Origin of the sequence: Devosia limi DSM 17137 (assembly GCF_900128975.1) — a bacterium.
In the GTDB taxonomy this organism is placed as follows: Bacteria; Pseudomonadota; Alphaproteobacteria; order Rhizobiales; family Devosiaceae; genus Devosia; species Devosia limi.
In genome coordinates, this window is the sequence record NZ_FQVC01000002.1 from 291,195 (window position 1) to 312,089 (window position 20,895).

Below are 20,895 nucleotides of genomic sequence, written 5' to 3' on the forward strand. Positions count from 1 at the left end.
ACCATGGCTGACACCAAGCAGATCGAAGACAAGACCGCAGAAAAGCCGGACGAGCTCGCGGGCAGCGAAGCGCCGCTGCTTGAGCATTTGATCGAGCTGCGCAAGCGCCTGATCTATTCGGCCATCGCCATCGTGCTGCTGATGGTGGCCTGCTTCATTTTTGCCGGGCAGATATTCGATGTTCTTCTGGGGCCATATCGCTCGATCTATCCCAATCCGGGCGATCTGGAGCTGATCTATACCGCGCCGCAGGAATTCTTCTTCACCCAGCTCAACCTGGCCCTGTTCGGCGCCATTTTCCTGGGCTTCCCGTTCGTGGCCAGCCAGATCTACATGTTCGTGGCCCCCGGGCTCTATAAACATGAGCGCCGCGCGTTCATTCCCTATCTCGTTGCCACACCGATCTTTTTTATCCTCGGCGCCTGCATGGTGTATTTCGTTGTGCTGCCAATGGCCTTGCACTTCTTTGCCGGCATGCAGACCGAAGAGATCCGCATGCTCACCAGCGTTTCGGAATATCTCGGCCTTGCCATGACGCTGATCCTGGCGTTCGGTGTCTGTTTTCAGCTGCCTGTGGTGCTGACCCTGCTGGCCCAGATCGATCTGGTGCATGTCGACCTGCTCAAGAAGGGCCGTCGCTACGCCATTGTCGGCATTCTGGGCTTTGCCGCCTTCATCACGCCGCCCGATCCGATCTCCCAGATCGGTCTTGCTGTGCCCATGTACCTGCTCTACGAACTGTCGATTCTGTCGGTTCGCATGATTGAGCGCCGCCGGGCCAAGGCAGAGGCCGAGCGTGCTGCCGCCGAGCCGTGATCTGGATCGGTTGATCGTTTTCCCGTAGACCGTGTGTGAGCCTGTCGCGTCACATCACCGTGGCCCATGCCATGCGCTGTGTTCGATGGGCTGCAAGGTCTGTTTACGGTCCGTCAGGACCCCAAGAAGAGGCGGGTCCAGGCCCGTAATTTGATGTTCGATATCAAGTGGATTCGTGCCAACGCCGAGGCGTTCGATGCAGCTGTTGCCCGCCGCAAGGGCGTGTCGGTGCGCTCGTCCGATCTGCTGGCCATCGATGACCGCCGCCGCGACATCATCGTTCGGCTCAACCAGGCCCAGGAAAAGCGCAATGCCGCTTCCAAGCTGATCGGTCAGGCCAAGGCGCAGAAGGACGAGGCCAAGGCCGAAGCGCTGATGAGCGAAGTCACCGCACTCAAGGACAGCATCCAGCAGGGCGAGGCCGAAGAGCGCGCCATCGAGCTGGAACTGCACAATGCGCTGGCCGTGATTCCCAACCTGCTGTTTGACGACGTGCCCGATGGCGCGGACGAAAGTGGCAATGTCGAGTATTTCGGCCGCAACGGCACGCCCGAGACGGTGGCCAAGGTCCGCGCGCCGCGCCCCAGCTTTTCGTTTGCCCCCAAGGAGCATTACGAGATTGGCGAGGCCCTTGGCGGCATGGACTTTGAAGTCGCCGCCAAGCTCTCCGGCAGCCGTTTTGTGGTGCTGAAAGGGCAGGTGGCCCGCCTCGAGCGCGCGCTCGGCCAGTTCATGCTCGACCTGCACACCAATGCGCATGGTTATACCGAAGTGCAGCCGCCGCTGCTGGTCAAGGACGATGCGCTGTTCGGCACCAACCAGTTGCCCAAGTTCGAGGACGACCTGTTCTTCGCCGGGCATGCCGGCGGCCGTCTGGCCCTGATCCCAACGGCCGAAGTGCCGCTGACCAATCTGGTCCGTGAATCCATGCTGTCCGAGGAAGAACTGCCGCTGCGGTTCACCGCGCTGACGCCATGCTTCCGCTCGGAAGCCGGTTCGGCCGGCCGCGACACGCGCGGCATGCTGCGCCAGCACCAGTTCAACAAGGTGGAGCTGGTCTCGATCACCTCTCCCGAAGCCTCGGTCGATGAACATGAGCGCATGCTTGGCTGCGCCGAGACCGTGCTGCAGAAGCTCGGCCTGCATTACCGGGTGATGAACCTGTGTTCGGGCGATGTCGGCTTTGGCGCCAAGCGGACCTATGACCTCGAAGTGTGGTTGCCGGGACAGGACACCTATCGCGAGATTTCGTCGGTGTCCGTCTGTGGTGATTTCCAGGCCCGTCGCATGGATGCCCGCTATCGCCCGGCTGGCGAAAAGCAGGCGCCGCGCTTCGTGCACACGCTCAATGGCTCCGGCACCGCTGTCGGCCGCTGCCTGATCGCGGTCATGGAAAACTACCAGCAGGAGGATGGCTCGGTCCTCGTGCCCGACGTGCTGCAGCCCTATATGGGTGGCCTCAAGTCCATCGGCGGTCGCTGATGGGTCTGCGCATTCTGATCACCAATGATGATGGTGTGGATGCGCCAGGCATCGCCATCATGGCCGCCATTGCTGCCGAACTCAGCGACGATGTGTGGATCGTCGCGCCGGATGGCAACCAGAGCGGGGCCGGGCATCGGTTCACGCTCGGCCGCGAACTCAGCATCGACCAGCGCGGCGAGCGCCGCTTCGCGGTCGTCGGCGGCTCGCCCGCCGATTGCGTGGTCACCGGCTATACCCACATCCTGCGCGATCATGTGCCCGACCTGGTCCTGTCCGGCGTCAATGCCGGGCAGAACCTGGGCGATATCATCAATGTCTCGGGTACGGCCGCCGGCGCCCGTGAAGGCGCCCTGCAGGGCGCACTGGGCATCGCCATGAGCCAGTCCATCGACTATGAGCGGGGCCGGGGCGTCGAGTGGCACAACGCCGCCCGCTATGGCGCCGCCACCGTGCGCACCATCATGGCGTCGGCCAGCGGCCGCGACGTCTATTACAATGTCAACTTTCCAGACTGCGATATCGAGGAGGTGACGGGCATTGCCGCCGTCGCCCACCAGCGGTTCTCGCGCTCGCCGTTCCGCTATTACCAAAGCGACAATGCCGACAAGTTCTTCGTGGCAATTCCCGAAACGCCGCTGCCGCTCACGCCCACCAGCGACTTCGAGGTGTTGCGCCGTAACTATGCCGTTACGGTTACGCCGCTGGCCCTGCAGCAGACCGATGCGCCGACGCTCGCGCGTCTCCAGGGCAAGCTGAGCCTGGATTAGCCTGCTGTCCTGCGGCGCATGCCCTGTGGTTTTGGCGCGGCTGCCGCCCTTAACCTTACCCAATTCGGAATCAGGGGCGTCGCTTTTTGCTCAAATCGCATCGGCCTTAAACTCGTCTTTACCTTACCGGCCTAGTCTCTGACATGTGTTGAGGTTCTGCGTACGAGTGAGCTGATGAGTAACCGCGTATCCCGTCGGGCACTGAAAAGTGCTGTAGCGATTGCAGGCGTCCTGGTCGGCGCCGTAGCCCTCTCGGGGTGTACAGCCCTCGGTAGTCGCAGTTTCGGCGACAGCACCGTCACCGGTTCGACCGGCCAGTCGACCCCCTCCAACATGAATCAGCCCATGCCGTCCTCGCTTGGCGCGCCGCCAATGCAGGTGGCTGCAAACCAGTTCGTGCCGCCTGCCAATGTTGGCGGCTTCGGCGGGTTCCAGCAGCCGCAGCAGGGTTTCAACCAGCCAGTTTATTCGGCTCCGATCGCCTCCGGGACGGGCGCCATGCCGCCCTCCGTATCCTCCCAAGACCTGCCAGTATTGAGTTCAACGTCTCCAATGGGAACACAGCAAGCCATGTCCGCACAGCAGACCCTTGCCCCGGTCGCAGCCATGCCCCCCGCCGCTGCTCTGGGCTCTTTGCCGCCCGCCGCCACCGCGCCAAACCTGGTCGCCGTACCGGCCAATGCCTATGCCCACACCATCGCCAGCGGCGAGTCGCTTTACACCATCGCGCGCCGCTATGACGTGACCACCCAGGCCATTGTCCAGGCCAACGGCATGTCCTCGCCCGACAAGATCGTCGTCGGCCAGAAGGTCATCATTCCGGGACGTGCGGATCTGTTGGCCACCAAGGCGCCGGCCGCCACTCAGGTCGCCGCCGCTCCCGCAGCTGCACCCCTCGGTCAGTTGTCTGCTCCAGCGGGCAATGCAGTGCAGGCCGCCACGGCAACGCCGGCTCCGGCGCCGGCTCCTGTCGCCGCCGCTCCGGTTGCCGCTCCTACCCAGGTCGCCAATGTGCCGGCCGCCGAGCCGGTCATGTCGGGCAATGACAAGTTCCGTTGGCCGGTCAGCGGTCGCGTGATCACCGATTTCGCATCGTCCAAGGGCACCGGCATCAATATCGAAGCGGCCGAAGGCGCAACGATCAAGGCTGCCGAGAATGGCACGGTGATCTATGTCGGCTCGGGCGTCGAAGGTTACGGCAACCTCGTGCTGATCCGTCACCCCAATGGCTATGTCTCTGCCTATGCCCACCTCAAGTCGATGAGCGTCTCCAAGGGGTCGGTCGTCGGTCGCGGCGATACAATCGGCGCCGCCGGCATGACCGGCTCGGTCACCAAGCCCCAGCTCCACTTCGAGCTGCGCAAGGGTGCTACCCCGGTCGATCCAATGCCGCTGCTCGCCAGCTAAAAAACAACGAGGCCACTCGTAGAAATCCCCGCGCAAGCGGGGATTTTTGTTTGTGGGGTAGTTCCGGGGTATTTGCCGGATAGCAGAAATCTTCCCTATCCACCGGGTCATTCCCGCGCAGGCGGGAATCCATTCTTCTTCGAGCAGGTCAGCCCAGAATGGATTCCCGCCTGCGCGGGAATGACTCCATGGGGATTAAATGACCCGGTGGAAGAGGGACAGAGGCGCCGACCCGAAAAGGCCCCCCCCCCTAATTCACCGCCTTGCCCATCTCACCCGCCAGCGTCCGCACCAGCTGGATCGCCACGCGGCCCGAGCGGGCGCCACGCGTCACCGACCATTCGATCGCCCGCGCCCGCAGCGTTTCCTCGTCAAGGCCCAGCCCGTAGTGATCGGCATAGGCCGTCACCATGGCCAGGAATGTCGGCTGGTCGCAATTGTGGAACCCAAGCCACAGCCCGAACCGGTCGGACAGGGAGACTTTTTCTTCAATGGCCTCGCCGGGATTGATGGCGGTCGCGCGTTCATTGTCGATCATGTCGCGCGGCATCAGGTGGCGCCGGTTGGAGGTGGCGTAGAACAGGACGTTGTCCGGCCGCCCTTCAAGCCCGCCATCGAGAATGGTCTTGAGCGATTTGTAGCTGCCCTCGTCCTTGTCGAAGCTCAGGTCGTCGCAAAAGACGATGAAGCGGGCCGATTCATTGCCGATCAGGCGCATCAGGGTTGGCAGGCTGGTCAGGTCGTCGCGGGCGATTTCGATCAGCACCAGCCGCTCGAACCCGTCATCGCCACGTTCGGCGATATCGGCGTGGATGGCTTTGACCAGTGAGCTCTTGCCCATGCCCCGCGCGCCCCAGAGCAGCGCATTGTTGGCGCCGTGGCCCCGGGCGAATTGTTCGGTGTTGCGCAAAAGGATGTCCTGCACCGCATCGATTCCCTTGAGCATCGATAATGGCACGCGGCTGACCTTGGGCACCGGCATCAACATACCGGCATCGGCATCCCAGTGATAAGCATTGGCGTCACCGAGTCTTGGGCCGGCGGTTTGCGGGGCAGGGGCGATATCGGCCAGCGAGCGGGCAATCTGCTCGAGTGAAGCGGCGATATCCGCCAGATAATCCTTGGTCTTCAATGGGTCGTCCTCGTCTGATCCGCGGCAATTTGTGACCCCCGGATTGCCTTTGCAATCGTCGGGGGGCAAATGTATAGTCCGGCCGATTTTGCACGGGGCGCAAGTGCATAAAGCCCCATATGCGTCCAGTCAGTGTCGCCAGCGACATTTGGTCGGGTCGTAAAACCTCTCCAAACCCAAGAAAAAAACGATAAGGAGCTCGCCTCATGTTTGTAACGCCCGCTTATGCACAGGCCGCCGGCGCACCCGCCGGTGGTGGCATCACCGATATCTTCATCCAGCTGATGCCGATCCTGCTGCTGGTGGTCATTTTCTGGCTGCTGATCTTCCGTCCGCAGCAGAAGCGCATGAAGGCACAGCAGGCCATGCTGTCGGCCATCCGTCGTGGCGACACCGTGGTCACCACCGGCGGCATCGTCGGCAAGGTCACCAAGGCCGTTGATGGCGAAGACCTCGAAGTCGAAATCGCTCCGACCGTGAAGGTCAAGCTGGTGCGCGGCATGATCGCCGACGTCCGCTCCAAGGCTGAGCCGGTCAACGACAACAAGCCTGCCGCCTGATTCGAAGCTTTTACCGGAGCCCGCTGGGCTCCGGTTTTGATTCTGCCCTAGGACGACTTCAATGCAGTTCTCCCCGCTCCGCACCGCCATCATCGCCTTTGTCGCCTTGCTGGGAGTGCTTTTCGCAGTACCCAGCTTTCTGCCGCAGAATGTGCGAGAGGCCTGGCCCAGTTTCCTGCCGCAGCAGACTATCGTGCTCGGACTTGATCTGCAGGGCGGGTCCCATCTGCTGCTGCAGGTCAATGAGGATGGTATTGTCACCGAGCGGTTGCAGAGCCTGCGCCGCGATGTTCGCAATCTTCTGGCGAACCAGAATGGCATCGGCAATCTCATCACCACTGATGCGGAAAATGCCACGATCACCATCGAGTTGACCGATCCGACGCAGAAGGAGGCGGCCCGTACCGCCATCCAGACGCTGCAGACCACGGTCAGCAATTCGATGTTTGCGGTTGGCGGCGTCAACGAGCTGTCGTTCGGCGAAACACCCGACGGCAAGCTGACCATTACGCTGACGCCCGAGGGCATTACCGAGCGCATGTCGGCACTGGTCGCCCAGTCGATCGAAGTGATCCGCAAGCGCGTCGACGAACTCGGCACCACCGAGCCTTCGATCCAGCGCCAGGGCACCAGTCGCGTGCTGGTCCAGGTCCCGGGCTTCGGCGATTCCGAGCGTCTCAAGGACATCATTTCACGCACCGCGCGCCTGACCTTCCACATGGTCTATCCCGGCATGTCTGCTGCCCAGGCGGAAGCCCAGGGCCTGCCAGCCGGCACCATGATCCTGCCTAGCCAGGATGGTGGCAAGGAACTCATCTATGAAGACATCGCCCTGGGTGGCGAGTCGCTGGTCGATGCGCAGCCGTCGTTTGACTCGCAGCGCAACATGCCGGTTGTCAGCTTCCGCTTCGATACGCGTGGCGCCGTCACTTTCGGCCAGATCACCTCGGCCAATGTCGGCCAGCGCTTTGCTATCGTCCTCGATAACCAGGTGATCACCGCGCCGCAGATCCAGCAGCCGATCACCGGCGGCACCGGTCAGATCAGTGGCAGCTTCACTACCCAGACGGCAAACGACCTGGCCGTGCTGCTGCGGGCGGGTGCTCTGCCGGCCTCGCTCGACGTCATCGAAGAACGCACCGTCGATGCCAGCCTTGGCGCTGACTCGATCCAGCATGGCCTGACCGCCGGTATCGTTGCCTCGGTGCTGGTCGTCTCCTTCATGGTCATCGCCTATGGGCTGTTCGGTGTCTTCGCCAATATCTCGCTGGTCCTGAACATCGTCCTGATCTTTGGTGCGCTCTCCATGCTGGGGGCCACGCTGACCTTGCCGGGTATTGCCGGTATCGTTCTGACCATCGGTATGGCCGTTGACGCCAACGTGCTGATCTACGAGCGCATACGAGAGGAGCAGAAGGCGGGTAAAACACCGTTGCAGGCGATCAATGCCGGCTTCGATCGGGCGTGGGGCACCATTATCGACTCCCACCTGACCCAGCTCATTGCTGCCGTCGTGCTCTATTTCCTCGGTTCGGGTCCGGTGCAGGGCTTTGCCGTTACCCTCGGCCTCGGCATCCTGACCTCGCTGTTCACGTCCTACACGGTCACGCTCTACTTCGTGGGCATGTGGTACCGCTGGCGCCGGCCGAAGACCCTCAAGATCCAGCATTTCCGCTTCATTCCGGACGGGACCAAAATCCCGTTCATGAAAATCTCGCGCTATGTGATCGCCTTCTCGATCATCATGTCGGTGCTGTCGATCGGCTCCGCCGTGTTCCGCGGCTTCAATCTCGGTATCGACTTTGTCGGTGGCACCGCCATCGTCATCCAGCACGAAGACGGCCCCGCCGATGTCGGCAAGGTCCGCGAGCTGCTTGACGGGCTGAACCTGGGCGAAGTGCAGGTGCAGGGCTTCGGTACGCCCGAAGACGTGCTGGTCCGTGTGCAGGCTCAGGAGGGCGGGCAGGACGCCGACCAGGTTGCCGTGGCCAAGGTGCGCGAGGCGCTGGCGACGGAGAACTACACGGTTCGAAGTACCGAAGCGGTCAGTGGCACGGTTTCGGGAGAGCTTGCCTGGAAGGGCGCCATTGCGGTGATCATCTCGCTGGTGGCCATCCTGATCTACATCTGGTTCCGCTTCGAGTGGCAATTCGCCTTGGCGGCGGTGACGACGACGACCCACGACGTGATCATGACCATCGGTCTGTTCTCGATAACGGGGCTGGAGTTCAACCTGACGTCCATTGCGGCGGTGCTGACTCTCGTCGGTCTGTCCCTGAACGAAACCGTGGTGGTCTCCGACCGAATCCGCGAAAACCTGCGCAAGCATCGCAAGATGCCGTTGCCGGACCTGATCGATCTGTCGATCAACCAGACCATCGTCCGCACCACGATCACGCAGTTCACCGTGTTCCTGGCGCTGATCCCGCTGGTGCTGTTCGGCGGCGAAGTGATCCGCAGCTTTACCATCGCCATGACCTTCGGGTGTCTGGTGGGCATGTACTCGTCGATCATCGTCAACGGGCCGATCCTGATCAATTTCGGCCTGAAGTCGAAGGCCGACGAGCCAAAGGATGCCCGGCCGAAATCGGCTGATGGTGCATCCGTCTGAGTTGACCGTGAACGAAACCGGTCACTATCCCTATCAGGCCGCCATTGACGTTTACGGCAATGGCGGCTTCCGCTTTGCCGAAATGTCGCATCGCGGCTCGCTGCTCTGCCTGCCCACTGGTATGCATGGCTGGGACGTGACGCAGTCGTCCGAGATCACCCTGGAAACGCTGGCGCCGGTCCTGGCCTGCGCCGACGACATCGATGTGCTGCTGATCGGGCAGGGCATGGATATCGCTTTTGTCAGCCCGATCATTCGCGATGCCTTCCGGGCGCGCGGCGTCATCGTCGAGGCCATTGCCACGGGCGGTGCGGTGCGAACCTATAATGTGCTGTTTGGCGAGCAGCGGGCCGTGGCTGCGGCACTGATTGCTGTCGACAGGGTGCGCTGATGGCTGCCGAGAGTTTCGTCCACGCCGCCGATGCGCTGCGGACCAGTGACCGTGACCGCTATCTGTCGACCCTGGTGCTGACCGGGGCGCATCGCGATGCCGTGGTGGCGCTCTATGCCTTCAACGCCGATGTCGCCGCCATTCGCGCCCGCGTCTCCGATCCGACACCGGGTGAAATCCGCCTGCAATGGTGGAACGACGCGCTGGAGGGGCAGGGCCATGGTGCAGTGCGCCAGAACCCCATCGCCGATGCGCTGCTCGATACCATCGCCACCTACAGCATTCCCAAGGGCACGCTGCAGCGCCTGCTCGGCGCGCGGCGCTTCGATCTTTATGACGATCCCATGCCCGATCTCGAAAGCTTCGAGGGCTATGCCGGCGAGACCGCCTCGACGCTGTATCAGCTGGCGGCGATGATCCTCAACGATGGCGAACTGGTCGAAATCGGTGACGCCGCCGGCCATCTCGGCGTCGCGCACGCCATGATCGGGCATCTGCGCGCCTTCGGCCACACCGCCTCCCAGGGCCGGATCATGCTGCCCTGGTCGGTCTTTGCCGCCAATGGCGTGCGCGAGCGCGACATCTTCTCGGGTCAGGCGAGCGAAGGCGTGGTCGAAGCCCTGGGCCAGATCAGCGACCTGGCGTCCGAGCATCTCGCCAAGGCCGAAACTGCCATCATCGCCTTGCCCGGCAAGCTGCGCCCAGCCTTCGCGCCCATCGCCATGCTCAAGGCCCAGCACGCACTGTGGCAGACTGACCAGTCGACGCCTTTCGCCGCCGCCCCCGACGACGCCGACTGGCGCAAGATCACGCGTCTGGCCTGGTGGACCTTCCGCAACCGGTAAGGCGGCGGTCAACTGTCCCGCTTCACTCACCAATTCATCCCCACTCGCAGAATCATTCACCCACCACGGAGTCATTCCCGCGCAGGCGGGAATCCATTCTTGGGAGCCACAAAGGGAAAAATGGATTCCCGCCTGCGCGGGAATGACCCGGTGGGATGACGTGGATGTGTAGTGGAGGGGGAGTGAGGTGAGACGAAGCTGGGTTAGCCGAGGCGCGCCGAACCGCAGCCTACCGCCCAGCCCCAAACGCCACGAACTCACCACTCAACCGCCCAGCCTCGACGCCATCGGTGATCAGCACCGCTCCCAGCGAGATTCGGGCCCGGCCCTTGCGCTCCAGCATCCGCGCAAAGCCGTCCCAGTTGGCGCCAGCCTCAAAGTATGAGCGCGCGGTAAAATCGCCGGCGATCGGCGCGAGGTAGTCCATGCTGTTGCGCTGGATCACCACCCGGCTTTCAAATCCGGCAGTGGTCAGCCGCAAATGTAGCAGGGACCAGGCGGCGAGAATGGCGACGGCAGATGCACTGCCGCCAAAAACCGTATCGCGGTGATTGATATTGGGTGCCAGCGGAGCGCCCAGCACAACCGCGTCGGGCCCGATCTCGACCACGCTCACCTGCATTGCCGACGAAAGCGGAATGTGGGCGTGGAGATAGGCTTCGAGCTCGGTCGAGGTCATGGCGCGCTCCGCTGGTGTGCCGGGCCTTAGGCCCAGCTCTTGATGTCCTCGAGCGCGCGGGCGGTGATGGCCCGGCGCTTGGCAACGACCTTGTCATTGCCCTTCCATTTGACGCCTTCCGGCTTGATGACCTTCACTTCCGGGAACAGCCCGAAATTGACGTTCATCGGCTGGAAGCTGCGCGCGCCGCTATAGCCTTCGGCTTCGATATGGCCGCCGGTAATATGGCCGATCAGCGCGCCCAGCGCCGTCGTCACGGGTGGCGTCGCCATGACCTCGCCGCGGGCCTCGGCCGCAGCAAGGCGCCCGGCGATCAGGCCAACCGCAGCGCTCTCGACATAGCCCTCGACGCCCGTCACCTGGCCGGCAAAACGGATACGCGGATCAGCCTTGAGCTTGAGGTCGGGGCTCAACACCTTGGGCGAGTTGAGGAATGTATTGCGATGCAGGCCGCCGAGGCGCGCGAACTGGGCGTTCTCGAGACCGGGGATCATGCGGAAAATGTCGGCCTGGATGCCGTAGCGCATCTTGGTCTGGAAGCCGACCATGTTCCACAATGTGCCCAGCGCATTGTCCTGGCGCAGCTGGACAATGGCGTAGCACTTGACCGTCGGATTGCGCGGATTGGTCAGGCCAACCGGCTTCATCGGTCCATGGCGCAGCGTTTCGACGCCGCGCTCGGCCATCACCTCGATGGGCAGGCAGCCGTCGAAATAGGGGACCTTTTCCCAGTCCTTGAACTCATGCAGCGGGGCAACCTTCAGTGCCTCGACAAAGGCGAAGTACTGGTCCTTGTCCATCGGGCAGTTCAGGTAGTCGGCGCCGGTGCCGCCGGGGCCAGCCTTGTCGTAGCGCGACTGGGCCCAGACAATGTCCATATTGATGCTGTCAAAATGCACGATGGGGGCAATCGCATCGAAAAAGGCCAGTGCGTCTTCGCCAGTCTTGGCCAGGATCGCTTCGGCCAGTGCCGGCGAGGTCAGCGGGCCGCTGGCGATGATGACATTGCGCCATTCCTCGGGGGGCAGGCCGGCGACCTCATTGCGGTCGATGGTGATATTGGGATGGCTCTCGATTGCCTGCGTCACTGCGGCGGAGAAGGCATGCCGATCCACGGCGAGCGCGCCGCCGGCTGGCAGCTTGTGCTCGTCGGCCGCACGCATGATCAGCGAGCCGCATTGACGCATTTCTTCGTGCAGCAGCCCGACGGCGTTCTGGTCCTTGTCGTCCGAACGGAAGCTGTTGGAGCAGACCAGCTCGGCCAGGCTGTCGGTCTGGTGGGCATCGGTGCCGCGCACCGGCCGCATTTCGTGGAGCACGACCTGGGCGCCCGACTGGGCGGCCTGCCATGCGGCTTCGGATCCGGCGAGACCGCCGCCGACGATATGAATAGGTTCTGATGTGGACATGGCTGGCAAATACCAAGCCTGCAGCGCCCATGCAACTGGCGTCTGAACCAACCTGCATTCCATTATTGCTTCCCCTTCCGTTGCGGGGAACAGTGCCGGCAGCAACGGGAGGGCGCGATGACATCCGGCTTGATTCTGTGGGGCCGCAAGAGCTCCGCCAATCTGCAGAAAACCCTGTGGGCGCTTGAAGAGCTGGGCCTCACCTATGAGCATCGCCTCGTCGGCGGTTCACATGGCGGGCTGGATGATCCGGCCTATCGCGCGCTCAATCCCAATGGTCTGGTGCCAACGCTGCAGGATGGCGACCTGACCGTCTGGGAAAGCCACGCGACGATCCGCTATCTCGCCGGCGCCTATGGTCAGGAAAGTCTCTGGCGCGCCGATCCGCGTCAGCGGGCCAGGGTCGATCAATGGACCGACTGGACGGCGACGACGTTTCAGCCAGCCTGGCTGGGCCTGTTCTGGCTGGCGGTGCGCACGCCCACGGACCAGCAGGACGCCAAGGCGATTGCCAGGGCATACAACAAGACCATTGCGGCGCTGACGCTGATGGAGCGGGAGCTGGGGCAGCACGCCTATCTGGCGGATGAGGAGCTGAGCTATGCCGATATCGCGGCGGGCATTGCGCTCTATCGTTGGTTCACCATGGCAGTGGACCGTCCCGATATGCCCAATGTGCAGGCGTGGTATCAGCGGCTCAGCGGGCGCGCGGCGTTCCGCCGGACGGTGATGGTGTCCTATGCCGAACTCGTCGGCAGGTTGGCGTTCTGATCACGTCGTGACCAGAAAGCAAAACACCCGCGTCTCACAGAGAAGCGGGTGTTCGGTTTTCGTCGACGCTTAGTACAGTCTGGCTACGACTAAAGCGAAGAAGCATGGTCGCGGGCGATACGATTGATATCGGTACGAGCGATGCCCAGGTCGTTGAGCTGACGATTGTCGAGAGCGGCAAGCTCACGGACGGTCTGCTGGTAAGCGGCCCATTTCTTGAAAGTCTTGCGAATGTCCATTTGAAGTCTCCTTTCGTTTACGAGGATATATCTAGGTCGGGTCGGCCAAGATGAGCAGTGGGTGATTTCTCAATCTTGCTATGCGAGGGGCGCAGGGCTTTAACCAGAGACGTTCACATCCGGTTAAGTCTGGTGGCGCGCTTGCGGCCGCCGGGAGGCAATTCGGCGGCCGCTGCTAAATTTGAGGGTTCGATCCGGTTAGCGGTCGAACAGCGATCGGGTCATCTTGGAAAAGTCGGGGCCCGAAATCCCCAGCAGATCGGCATCACGCGTCGAGGGAACGTCCATTTCCCGCAACGTCTGCTTGATGTCGACCAGGCGCTTGATCCGCCAGACGGCACGCACAAACATTGGTCAATTCCCCTGGAGCTGGTTTACGACAACCGCAGGATGGGCCCATTCGCTCGGCGCCACCATGCCGTATACGTCAAGCGCGACATGCGCGGACCGCATGGCAAATTCACAAAACTCTCGCAATTGCCGAAATCTACAGGCGAAACACCCGCCCACGCGCATGGCGCGGAGCGGGTGTAACCGGTCATAGTTTCGTTACCGAAAGGCCGATAGCCGGCTATTCAGCCGCCTTGGTGGCAAAGATCGGCCGGCGTTCCATGACTTCCTTGAGGAAGGTCCCGGTATGGGAACGCTTGTTCTCGGCGATATCCTCGGGCGTTCCGACACCGACGATCTCGCCGCCGCCATCGCCGCCTTCGGGGCCGAGATCGATGACCCAGTCGGCTGTCTTGATCACCTCGAGATTGTGCTCGATGACCACAACCGTATTGCCGCCATCGACCAGCTCATGCAGCACATCGAGCAGCTTGGCCACGTCGTGGAAGTGCAGCCCCGTCGTCGGCTCGTCCAGCATATAGAGCGTTCGCCCGGTGGCGCGCTTGGAGAGCTCCTTGGAGAGCTTGACGCGCTGCGCCTCGCCCCCCGACAGGGTCGTGGCGGGCTGGCCAACCTTGACATAGCCCAGGCCCACCCGCTGCAGCGTTGCGAACTTGTCGCGGATCACCGGCACGGCCGAGAAGAACTCGACGCCCTCATCGATGGTCATGTCGAGGATGTCGGAGATCGACTTGCCCTTGAACTGCACATCGAGCGTTTCGCGGTTGTAGCGCTTGCCCTTGCAGACGTCGCAGGTGACGTAGACGTCGGGCAGGAAGTGCATCTCGATCTTGAGAACGCCGTCGCCCTCACACTTTTCGCAGCGTCCGCCTTTGACGTTGAACGAGAAGCGGCCCGGGCCATAGCCGCGCTGCTTGGATTCCGGCAGGCCGGCAAACCATTCGCGCAGCGGGGTGAAGGCCCCGGTGTAGGTGGCCGGATTGGAGCGCGGCGTGCGGCCGATCGGGCTCTGGTCGATGTCGATGACCTTGTCGAGATATTCGAGGCCGGTGAGGCTTTCATGCGGGGCAGGGATCACCCGCGCGCCATTGAGGCGGCGTGAAATGGCCTGGTACATGGTGTCGATCATCAGGGTCGACTTGCCGCCGCCCGACACACCGGTAATGGCGACAAACATGCCCAGCGGCACATCGACAGAGACATTCTTGAGATTGTTGCCGGTGGCGCCCTTCAGCGACAGCGCCTTGCCCTTTTTGGGCTGGCGGCGTTCCGTCGGCATGGGGATGCCCATGCGGCCCGAAAGATATTTTCCGGTCAGGCTGTCGGGGTGGTTCAGCACGTCCTGGGGCGTGCCTTCGGCGACGATATTGCCGCCATGCACGCCTGCGCCGGGGCCGATATCGACCACATAGTCGGCGGTCATGATGGCGTCTTCGTCGTGTTCGACCACGATGACGGTATTGCCGATGTCGCGCAGCCGGCGCAGCGTTTCCAGCAGGCGGGCATTGTCGCGCTGGTGCAGGCCGATGGAAGGCTCGTCGAGCACGTAGAGCACGCCGGTCAGCCCCGAGCCGATCTGGCTGGCCAGGCGGATACGCTGGCTTTCACCACCCGACAGCGAGCCGGAATTGCGCGCCAGCGTCAGGTAATCCAGGCCCACATCATTGAGGAAGTTCAGGCGTTCGCGGATTTCCTTGAGGATACGCTCGCCAATATGTTTCTGGTTCTCGCTCAGCGATGCCGGCAGCCGCTCGAACCATTCCGAGCTGGCGCGGATCGACTTCTCGGTCACCTGGCCGATATGCAGGCCATCGATCTTGACCGCCAGCGTTTCCGGCTTCAGCCGATAGCCACCGCAGGCCACGCAGGGCGCAGCCGACATATACTTCTCGATCTCCTCGCGCATCCCGGCGCTTTCGGTTTCCTTGTAGCGGCGCGCAAGGTTGCCGATAACGCCTTCGAAGGGCTTGGAGGTCTTGTACTGGCGCAGGCCATCGTCATAGACGAAATCGATCGCGGTCTTGTCGGTGCCATAGAGAATGGCGTGCTGCACATCGAAAGGCAGCTCGTTCCAGGCCGTGCCGGTGGAGGCGCCGAAATGCTTGGCGACCGCCTGCAGCGTCTGCAGATAATAGGGCGCGGAGGTCTTGGACCAGGGCAGGATCGCCCCGTCGCGCAGCGACAGCGTCGGGTCGGGAACGATCTGTTCGGGATCGATCTTCTGCTCGGTCCCCAGGCCGTCGCAGACCGGGCAGGCGCCGAAGGGGTTGTTGAACGAGAACAGTCGTGGCTCGATTTCGGCAATGGTGAAGCCGGAGACCGGGCAGGCGAACTTTTCCGAGAAGGTGATCTGGCGGGCAGTCCCATCTTCGGATTTCTCATCGGCGAATTCGACCAGCGCAATGCCATCGGCAAGCTTGAGGGCGGTCTCGAAGCTCTCGGCCAGCCGGCCGGAGATATCGGGGCCGACAACGACGCGGTCGACGACCACTTCCAGATCATGCTTGAGCTTCTTGTCGAGCGCTGGTGCGTCTTCGATCTCGTAGTATTCGCCGTCGATCTTGACGCGCTGGAAGCCCTTGCGCATCAGGTCGGCGAGTTCCTTCTTGTACTCGCCCTTGCGGCCGCGCACCATCGGGGCCAGCAGGAACAGGCGCGTGCCCTCGGGCAATTCCAAAACCTTGTCGACCATCTGGCTGACGGTCTGGCTCTCGATCGGCAGGCCGGTGGCTGGCGAATAGGGAATGCCGACGCGGGCAAACAGCAGGCGCAGATAGTCGTAGATCTCGGTAACAGTACCAACGGTCGAGCGCGGGTTACGCGATGTGGTTTTCTGCTCGATGGAGATGGCGGGGGACAGGCCCTCGATATGCTCCACATCGGGCTTCTGCATCATTTCCAGGAACTGGCGCGCATAGGCCGAGAGGCTCTCGACATAGCGGCGCTGTCCTTCGGCATAGATGGTGTCGAAGGCCAAAGAGGATTTTCCCGAGCCCGACAGGCCGGTCATCACGATCAGGCTGTCGCGCGGCAGGCGCACGTCGATGCCCTTGAGATTATGTTCGCGGGCGCCGCGGACGATGATTTCGCGGTTCTGGCTAGGCTTTGACGTCATCTTTTCGTCCATGGCTCGGGCGCGCGCCGGAGACAGCGCATCGGCAAATACAATTCGGATCTGGTCTTGGCCGGCGGGGAGAGGCTGAGATAGGCGCGTCACCCCGTTGCCGCAAGCGGTTTACGGCCATCGCCGCCCCGCGCCGCACTCACCTTACCGTGTCCTGTGGCTTTGACCATATCGCATCGCGTCGTTGATGTGAACATAAACGGAACAAATCAGATTCGGTCAAGGGTGCGCCGCCGCGGGCATGCCATGGCAGGGCGGCGACTGCGATCCGGCCCGGGCGCGTTCGCGCCGGATGATGTGCGGTGAGACCGTCGGATGGCCGGATAGCTTGGGGATCGAACTGCCCGGGGCCGCTACCACGGCGGCAGGCGCGATCAAGCGGACGCTGCGTCCGGCAGGTCGTCGCGCGGGCGCGGGGCAGGTGAGCCGGCGCCGGTGGGAAGCCTACCCTGGATCCCGCGGTGGGGAGAGGTGAGATCGGCACAATGCCTTTTGGCCGAAGGAACCAGGGTAGGGTCTGATCGCCGCCGCAGCGGCAAACGCGCTAGATCGCCAGGTATTCGTGGCGCAGTTCGGTGTTGTCGAGCACCTCTTTGGCGGTGCCGCTGAAGGCGACTTCGCCGGTATCGAGGATGACGGCGCGGTCGGCCAGCTTGAGCGCGGCCACGGCATTCTGCTCGACGATGATGGTGGTGATGCCCAGTCCCTTGATCGAGTGCAGGATACGCTCGATTTCCTGCACGATGACCGGCGCCAGTCCCTCATAGGGTTCATCCAGCAGCAGCAGCTTGATGTCGCGGGCCAGCGCGCGGGCAATGGCCAGCATCTGCTGTTCGCCGCCCGACAGGGTCACGCCCTCCTGAGTGCGGCGTTCGGCGAGGCGCGGAAAGCTCTGGTAGATCTGCTCCAGCTCCCAGCCATTGCCGGGCGCCACCTTGGCCAGCATCAGATTTTCCTCGACGGTCAGCCCGGCGATGATGCGGCGGTCTTCCGGCACCAGCTGGATGCCGGCGCGGGCGGCCTGGAACGCCTTCATCTCGTGGATCGGCGCGCCGTCCAGCCAGATTTCGCCCTGCCGCATCTGCGGATCGTCGGTGCGGGCAATGGCGCGCAGGGTCGAGGTCTTGCCCGCGCCATTGCGGCCGAGCAGGGCCAGGATTTCGCCCTTGCGAACATCGAGCGAGACGCCCTGCACGATATAGCTCTCGCCGTAATAGGCGTGCATGTCGCGCACCGCAAAGAACGGCATCGTGGTTTCCACCGAGGCAGCCTGGCTGTTGGTGATGACTTGGGATTGCATGGTAATGGCACTCATCAGTGGGCCCCTCCGAGATAGGCTTCCTGCACTTTGGGATTGCCGCGCACCTGGTCGGGCGTGCCGTCGGCAATGATGCGGCCCTGGGCCAGAACCGAGATCTTGTCGGCCAGCGAAAACACCACATGCATGTCGTGCTCGATGATCACCTTGGTCATGCCGCGGCTCTTGATCTTCTTGAGCAGCTCGATGGTGGTATTGGTGTCGTGGCGGCTCATGCCGGCGGTCGGCTCGTCGAGCAGCAGCAGGCGCGGACGCTGGATCAGGCACATGGCCAGTTCCATGCGGCGCTTGTCGCCGCGGCTGAGGCTGCCGGCCGCCATTTCGCGGCGGCTGATCATGCCCACATCCTCCAGCATATGCTCGGCCTCGGCGCGGATCTCGGTCTCGCTTTCCAGCGTGCGCAGCATGTTGAGCTTGAACGCGCCGTCGCGCTTGGCGAGGGCGGGGATCATCACATTCTGCAGCACGCTGAGATCGGCGAAGATCTCCGGTGTCTGGAACACCCGGGCAATGCCCAGCTGGTTGATCTGATAGGGCTTCTTGCCCGTCAGCACAGTGCCATCGAACACCACCGCGCCGCTGGTCGGTGCCAGCTTGCCGATGATGACATTGAGCAGGGTCGATTTGCCGGCCCCATTGGGGCCGATAATGGCGTGGGTCTGGCCTTCCTCCACCTGCAGGTCGATATCGGCAAGGGCATGCAGGCCCCCGAAGCGCTTGTGGACGTCGGCAACGTGCAGGACAACATTGGAATTGGTCATGGCGGTTCCTATTCTGCAGGTTGCGTCTTGGGCGAGGCGCTTTTGGGCGTCGACTTGCGGTTGCGGTCGATCCAGCTGGCGATACGGCGTACGCCCTCCATGATGCCGCCGGGCAGGAAGACCACGATCAGCACGAAGACCAGGCCGAGCGTGAGGAACCAGCCTTCGCCGACAAACTTGGCGCTGACGACGACCGCCGCGTGATCGAGCCCGTCGGGCAGGAAGTCCCAGAACCGGGCCAGCATGTTTTCGTTGATCGCCGAGAAGATGTTCTCGAAATACTTGATCAGCCAGGCGCCGATCACCGGGCCGACCAGCGTGCCGGCCCCGCCCAGAATGGTCATCAGCACCACTTCGCCCGAGGCCGTCCACTGCATGCGTTCGGCGCCGGCCAGCGGATCGGTGATGGCCAGCAGCGAACCGGCGAGGCCCGCATACATGCCGGAAATCACGAAGGCCGCCAGCGTATAGGGCCGCGTATTGAAGCCGGTATAGTTCATGCGGGTCTGGTTGGATTTGATGCCCTTGAGCATCATGCCGAAGGGCGAGCCGGTGATGCGCTGGGCGATGAAGAAGGCGATGATCAGGAAGCCGGCGCAGAAATAGAAGCCGGTAAAGCCGGTCAGCGGCAGGCCCAGCATGGTTGGCGAGGGCACGCTTGGCGTCGCAGCCGAGAACATGCGATCCAGGTAGCGCGGGTCGTTGATATTGAGTTGCAGCCCGGTTTCGCCATTGGTGATCGGGGTGAGCACCGAATAGGCGAGGTTGTAGCTCATCTGCGCAAAGGCCAGCGTCAGGATGGAAAAGTAGATGCCGCTGCGGCGCAGGCTGACATAGCCGATGGCCAGGGCGAAAATGCCGGAGATGATCAGGGCGAAGATCATCGCGGGCAGGGCGTCGATGGTCAGCAGCTTCATCGACCAGACGGCGGCATAGGAGCCGACGCCGAAGAAGGCGGCGTGACCGAAGCTGAGATAGCCGGTGAGCCCGAACAGGATGTTGAAGCCCAGGGCGAACAGGCCATAGATCATGAAGCGCTGCAGCAGGTCGGGATAGGCGGCGCCAAACGGCGCCATCCAGATCGGCATGGTCAGCACGGCGATGGCGAAACCCAGGAACAGCAGCAGGTCGTTGCGCGGCATGGTGAGCATATCAGGCCTCCATCACGCCGCGTCGGCCAAGCAGCCCGCGGGGACGTACAAGTAGGATAACGACGGCGACGAGGTAGATGATGATCTGGTCGATACCCGGGATCAGGTCCTTGACCTGCGTCATCGAGGCGAAGGACTGCAGGATGCCGAGCAGGAACCCTGCGGCCACCGCGCCGGGCAGCGAGCCCATGCCGCCGACCACGACGACGACGAAGCTCAGCACCAGGAAGTCCATGCCGATATGGTAGTTCGGCGGCAGCAGCGGGGTGTACATGACCCCCGCCATGCCGGCGACCACAGCCGCCAGGCCGAACATGATGGTGAAGCGCTTGTCGATATTGATGCCGAGCAGCCCCACGGTTTCGCGGTCTGCCATGCCGGCGCGCACGACCATGCCGAAGGTGGTGAACTGCAGGAAGGCAAACACCCCACCGATGATGACCGCTGCGAACAGGAAGTAGATCAGCCGCCAGATCGGGTAGGTGATGACATTGGCCTGCATGCCCAGAAAGGCGCCGATATCGGCCGCGCCGCGCAGGTCCGTGGGCATGGGCTGCGGAATTGGATTGGGTCCAAAGAACGACTTGATCAGTTCCTGCGCCACGATAGCCAGACCGAATGTCACAAGGATCTGTTCGGCATGCGGGCGTTTGTAGAAGTGTTTGATGATGCCGCGCTCAAGCGCGATGCCGACGACGAGCATCACCGGAATGGTCAGGAGGATCGAAAACAGGACGGAATAATTCAGCAGCACGGCGCCGAAATCGCCGAACCAGGCCTGGACCAGCGGTTCGCGGATTTCCAGCGGCGATCCCCAGGGCGAAAGCTTGGTCGGATCGAGGGTAACAGTTTCCAGCGTGATCAGCTGGCGGAACAGTACGGCGCAGAAAGCGCCGAGCATGAACAGGGCGCCATGGGCGAAATTGACCACGCCCAGCGTGCCGAACACCAGGGTCAGGCCGAGGGCGATCAGCGCATAGGCAGCACCCTTGTCGAGCCCGTTGAGGAATTGCAGAAAGATGACTTCGAACATTGGTTTGCTCCTAGCGAGCCTGGTCGTCCAGTCGCGAGGCCGAGT

At 62.7% G+C, this 20,895-nt stretch carries 19 protein-coding genes; 9 read left to right on the plus strand and 10 right to left on the minus strand.

Annotation, left to right across the window (positions count from 1 at the left end; translation table 11 throughout):
- The first annotated feature begins 3 nt into the window (after window positions 1-3).
- From tatC to BUA69_RS04805, 4 genes are all read left to right on the plus strand, one after another.
- Window positions 4-816, plus strand: a complete 813-nt coding sequence (gene tatC, locus BUA69_RS04790; RefSeq protein ID WP_046135831.1) for a twin-arginine translocase subunit TatC — start codon at window positions 4-6, stop codon at window positions 814-816.
- Between the two features lie 153 nt (window positions 817-969).
- Window positions 970-2,298, plus strand: a complete 1,329-nt coding sequence (serS, locus tag BUA69_RS04795; RefSeq protein ID WP_046135923.1) for a serine--tRNA ligase — start codon at window positions 970-972, stop codon at window positions 2,296-2,298.
- Window positions 2,298-3,068 (plus strand): 5'/3'-nucleotidase SurE, encoded by a 771-nt coding sequence (surE, locus tag BUA69_RS04800; protein WP_052950622.1) that lies wholly within the window; start codon window positions 2,298-2,300, stop codon window positions 3,066-3,068. The genes serS and surE overlap by 1 nt, the downstream gene beginning before the upstream one ends.
- A gap of 174 nt (window positions 3,069-3,242) precedes the next feature.
- Window positions 3,243-4,475 carry a M23 family metallopeptidase gene (locus BUA69_RS04805; protein ID WP_082093877.1) on the plus strand — a complete coding sequence of 411 codons (1,233 nt, stop codon included), beginning with the start codon at window positions 3,243-3,245 and terminating at the stop codon, window positions 4,473-4,475.
- Between the two features lie 250 nt (window positions 4,476-4,725).
- Here the strand turns inward: BUA69_RS04805 and BUA69_RS04810 are convergent, their stop codons facing one another.
- Window positions 4,726-5,607, minus strand: coding sequence for an ATP-binding protein (locus BUA69_RS04810; protein WP_046135830.1), 882 nt, complete (start codon window positions 5,605-5,607; stop codon window positions 4,726-4,728).
- Window positions 5,608-5,813: 206 nt separating this feature from the next.
- Between BUA69_RS04810 and yajC the strand changes: the two genes are divergently transcribed.
- The 4 genes from yajC to BUA69_RS04830 all read left to right on the plus strand — a co-directional run bounded on the left by yajC (window position 5,814) and on the right by BUA69_RS04830 (window position 10,014).
- A complete protein-coding gene (yajC, locus tag BUA69_RS04815) occupies window positions 5,814-6,167 on the plus strand; it encodes a preprotein translocase subunit YajC (RefSeq protein ID WP_046135829.1) in 354 nt (117 codons plus the stop codon).
- Window positions 6,168-6,228: 61 nt separating this feature from the next.
- Window positions 6,229-8,778, plus strand: coding sequence for a protein translocase subunit SecD (gene secD / locus BUA69_RS04820; RefSeq protein WP_046135828.1), 2,550 nt, complete (start codon window positions 6,229-6,231; stop codon window positions 8,776-8,778).
- Complete coding sequence (locus tag BUA69_RS04825; RefSeq protein ID WP_046135827.1) at window positions 8,762-9,169, plus strand: Mth938-like domain-containing protein; 408 nt, start codon at window positions 8,762-8,764, stop codon at window positions 9,167-9,169. Before secD ends, BUA69_RS04825 begins: the two co-directional genes overlap by 17 nt.
- Window positions 9,169-10,014 carry a phytoene/squalene synthase family protein gene (locus BUA69_RS04830; protein WP_046135826.1) on the plus strand — a complete coding sequence of 282 codons (846 nt, stop codon included), beginning with the start codon at window positions 9,169-9,171 and terminating at the stop codon, window positions 10,012-10,014. The genes BUA69_RS04825 and BUA69_RS04830 overlap by 1 nt, the downstream gene beginning before the upstream one ends.
- Before the next feature lie 229 nt (window positions 10,015-10,243).
- Here the strand turns inward: BUA69_RS04830 and BUA69_RS04835 are convergent, their stop codons facing one another.
- The gene (locus tag BUA69_RS04835; protein WP_046135825.1) at window positions 10,244-10,693 is read right to left on the minus strand and encodes a YiiD C-terminal domain-containing protein; all 450 of its coding nucleotides are present in this window, start codon (window positions 10,691-10,693) and stop codon (window positions 10,244-10,246) included.
- A 26-nt stretch (window positions 10,694-10,719) separates the two neighbouring features.
- Window positions 10,720-12,102, minus strand: coding sequence for a methylenetetrahydrofolate--tRNA-(uracil(54)-C(5))-methyltransferase (FADH(2)-oxidizing) TrmFO (trmFO, locus tag BUA69_RS04840; RefSeq protein WP_046135824.1), 1,383 nt, complete (start codon window positions 12,100-12,102; stop codon window positions 10,720-10,722).
- A gap of 117 nt (window positions 12,103-12,219) precedes the next feature.
- On the opposite strand from trmFO, the gene BUA69_RS04845 reads away from it, so the two are divergent.
- Window positions 12,220-12,873: a glutathione S-transferase family protein gene (locus BUA69_RS04845; RefSeq protein WP_046135823.1), complete on the plus strand. Its 654-nt coding sequence runs from the start codon at window positions 12,220-12,222 to the stop codon at window positions 12,871-12,873.
- A gap of 89 nt (window positions 12,874-12,962) precedes the next feature.
- Here BUA69_RS04845 and BUA69_RS04850 read toward each other — a convergent pair whose 3' ends face one another.
- The 7 genes from BUA69_RS04850 to BUA69_RS04875 form a co-directional block, all read right to left on the minus strand.
- The gene (locus BUA69_RS04850; protein WP_072866470.1) at window positions 12,963-13,112 is read right to left on the minus strand and encodes a DUF1127 domain-containing protein; all 150 of its coding nucleotides are present in this window, start codon (window positions 13,110-13,112) and stop codon (window positions 12,963-12,965) included.
- Window positions 13,113-13,310: 198 nt separating this feature from the next.
- Entirely contained in the window at window positions 13,311-13,463 is a 153-nt protein-coding gene (locus BUA69_RS20920; protein ID WP_156385701.1) for a hypothetical protein, read from the minus strand.
- Between the two features lie 220 nt (window positions 13,464-13,683).
- The gene (gene uvrA, locus BUA69_RS04855; protein WP_143154420.1) at window positions 13,684-16,578 is read right to left on the minus strand and encodes an excinuclease ABC subunit UvrA; all 2,895 of its coding nucleotides are present in this window, start codon (window positions 16,576-16,578) and stop codon (window positions 13,684-13,686) included.
- Between the two features lie 553 nt (window positions 16,579-17,131).
- On the minus strand, window positions 17,132-17,836 hold the full coding sequence (locus BUA69_RS04860) for an ABC transporter ATP-binding protein (protein ID WP_425283948.1): 705 nt from the start codon (window positions 17,834-17,836) through the stop codon (window positions 17,132-17,134).
- Window positions 17,837-17,901: 65 nt separating this feature from the next.
- Window positions 17,902-18,666, minus strand: coding sequence for an ABC transporter ATP-binding protein (locus BUA69_RS04865; protein WP_046135820.1), 765 nt, complete (start codon window positions 18,664-18,666; stop codon window positions 17,902-17,904).
- A gap of 8 nt (window positions 18,667-18,674) precedes the next feature.
- Window positions 18,675-19,817 (minus strand): branched-chain amino acid ABC transporter permease, encoded by a 1,143-nt coding sequence (locus tag BUA69_RS04870; protein WP_046135819.1) that lies wholly within the window; start codon window positions 19,815-19,817, stop codon window positions 18,675-18,677.
- Window position 19,818: 1 nt separating this feature from the next.
- Window positions 19,819-20,850 (minus strand): branched-chain amino acid ABC transporter permease, encoded by a 1,032-nt coding sequence (locus BUA69_RS04875; RefSeq protein WP_046135818.1) that lies wholly within the window; start codon window positions 20,848-20,850, stop codon window positions 19,819-19,821.
- Between the last annotated feature and the right edge of the window lie 45 nt (window positions 20,851-20,895).

Bases quoted from the DNA above. Each gene is read 5' to 3' on its own strand.
- tatC (WP_046135831.1), top strand. From the start codon at position 4: ATGGCTGACACCAAGCAGATCGAAGACAAGACCGCAGAAAAGCCGGAC.
- serS (WP_046135923.1), top strand. From the start codon at position 970: ATGTTCGATATCAAGTGGATTCGTGCCAACGCCGAGGCGTTCGATGCA.
- surE (WP_052950622.1), top strand. From the start codon at position 2,298: ATGGGTCTGCGCATTCTGATCACCAATGATGATGGTGTGGATGCGCCA.
- BUA69_RS04805 (WP_082093877.1), top strand. From the start codon at position 3,243: ATGAGTAACCGCGTATCCCGTCGGGCACTGAAAAGTGCTGTAGCGATT.
- yajC (WP_046135829.1), top strand. From the start codon at position 5,814: ATGTTTGTAACGCCCGCTTATGCACAGGCCGCCGGCGCACCCGCCGGT.
- secD (WP_046135828.1), top strand. From the start codon at position 6,229: ATGCAGTTCTCCCCGCTCCGCACCGCCATCATCGCCTTTGTCGCCTTG.
- BUA69_RS04825 (WP_046135827.1), top strand. From the start codon at position 8,762: ATGGTGCATCCGTCTGAGTTGACCGTGAACGAAACCGGTCACTATCCC.
- BUA69_RS04830 (WP_046135826.1), top strand. From the start codon at position 9,169: ATGGCTGCCGAGAGTTTCGTCCACGCCGCCGATGCGCTGCGGACCAGT.
- BUA69_RS04835 (WP_046135825.1), bottom strand. From the start codon at position 10,693: ATGACCTCGACCGAGCTCGAAGCCTATCTCCACGCCCACATTCCGCTT.
- trmFO (WP_046135824.1), bottom strand. From the start codon at position 12,102: ATGTCCACATCAGAACCTATTCATATCGTCGGCGGCGGTCTCGCCGGA.
- BUA69_RS04845 (WP_046135823.1), top strand. From the start codon at position 12,220: ATGACATCCGGCTTGATTCTGTGGGGCCGCAAGAGCTCCGCCAATCTG.
- BUA69_RS04850 (WP_072866470.1), bottom strand. From the start codon at position 13,112: ATGGACATTCGCAAGACTTTCAAGAAATGGGCCGCTTACCAGCAGACC.
- BUA69_RS20920 (WP_156385701.1), bottom strand. From the start codon at position 13,463: ATGTTTGTGCGTGCCGTCTGGCGGATCAAGCGCCTGGTCGACATCAAG.
- uvrA (WP_143154420.1), bottom strand. From the start codon at position 16,578: ATGACGTCAAAGCCTAGCCAGAACCGCGAAATCATCGTCCGCGGCGCC.
- BUA69_RS04860 (WP_425283948.1), bottom strand. From the start codon at position 17,836: ATGCCGTTCTTTGCGGTGCGCGACATGCACGCCTATTACGGCGAGAGC.
- BUA69_RS04865 (WP_046135820.1), bottom strand. From the start codon at position 18,666: ATGACCAATTCCAATGTTGTCCTGCACGTTGCCGACGTCCACAAGCGC.
- BUA69_RS04870 (WP_046135819.1), bottom strand. From the start codon at position 19,817: ATGCTCACCATGCCGCGCAACGACCTGCTGCTGTTCCTGGGTTTCGCC.
- BUA69_RS04875 (WP_046135818.1), bottom strand. From the start codon at position 20,850: ATGTTCGAAGTCATCTTTCTGCAATTCCTCAACGGGCTCGACAAGGGT.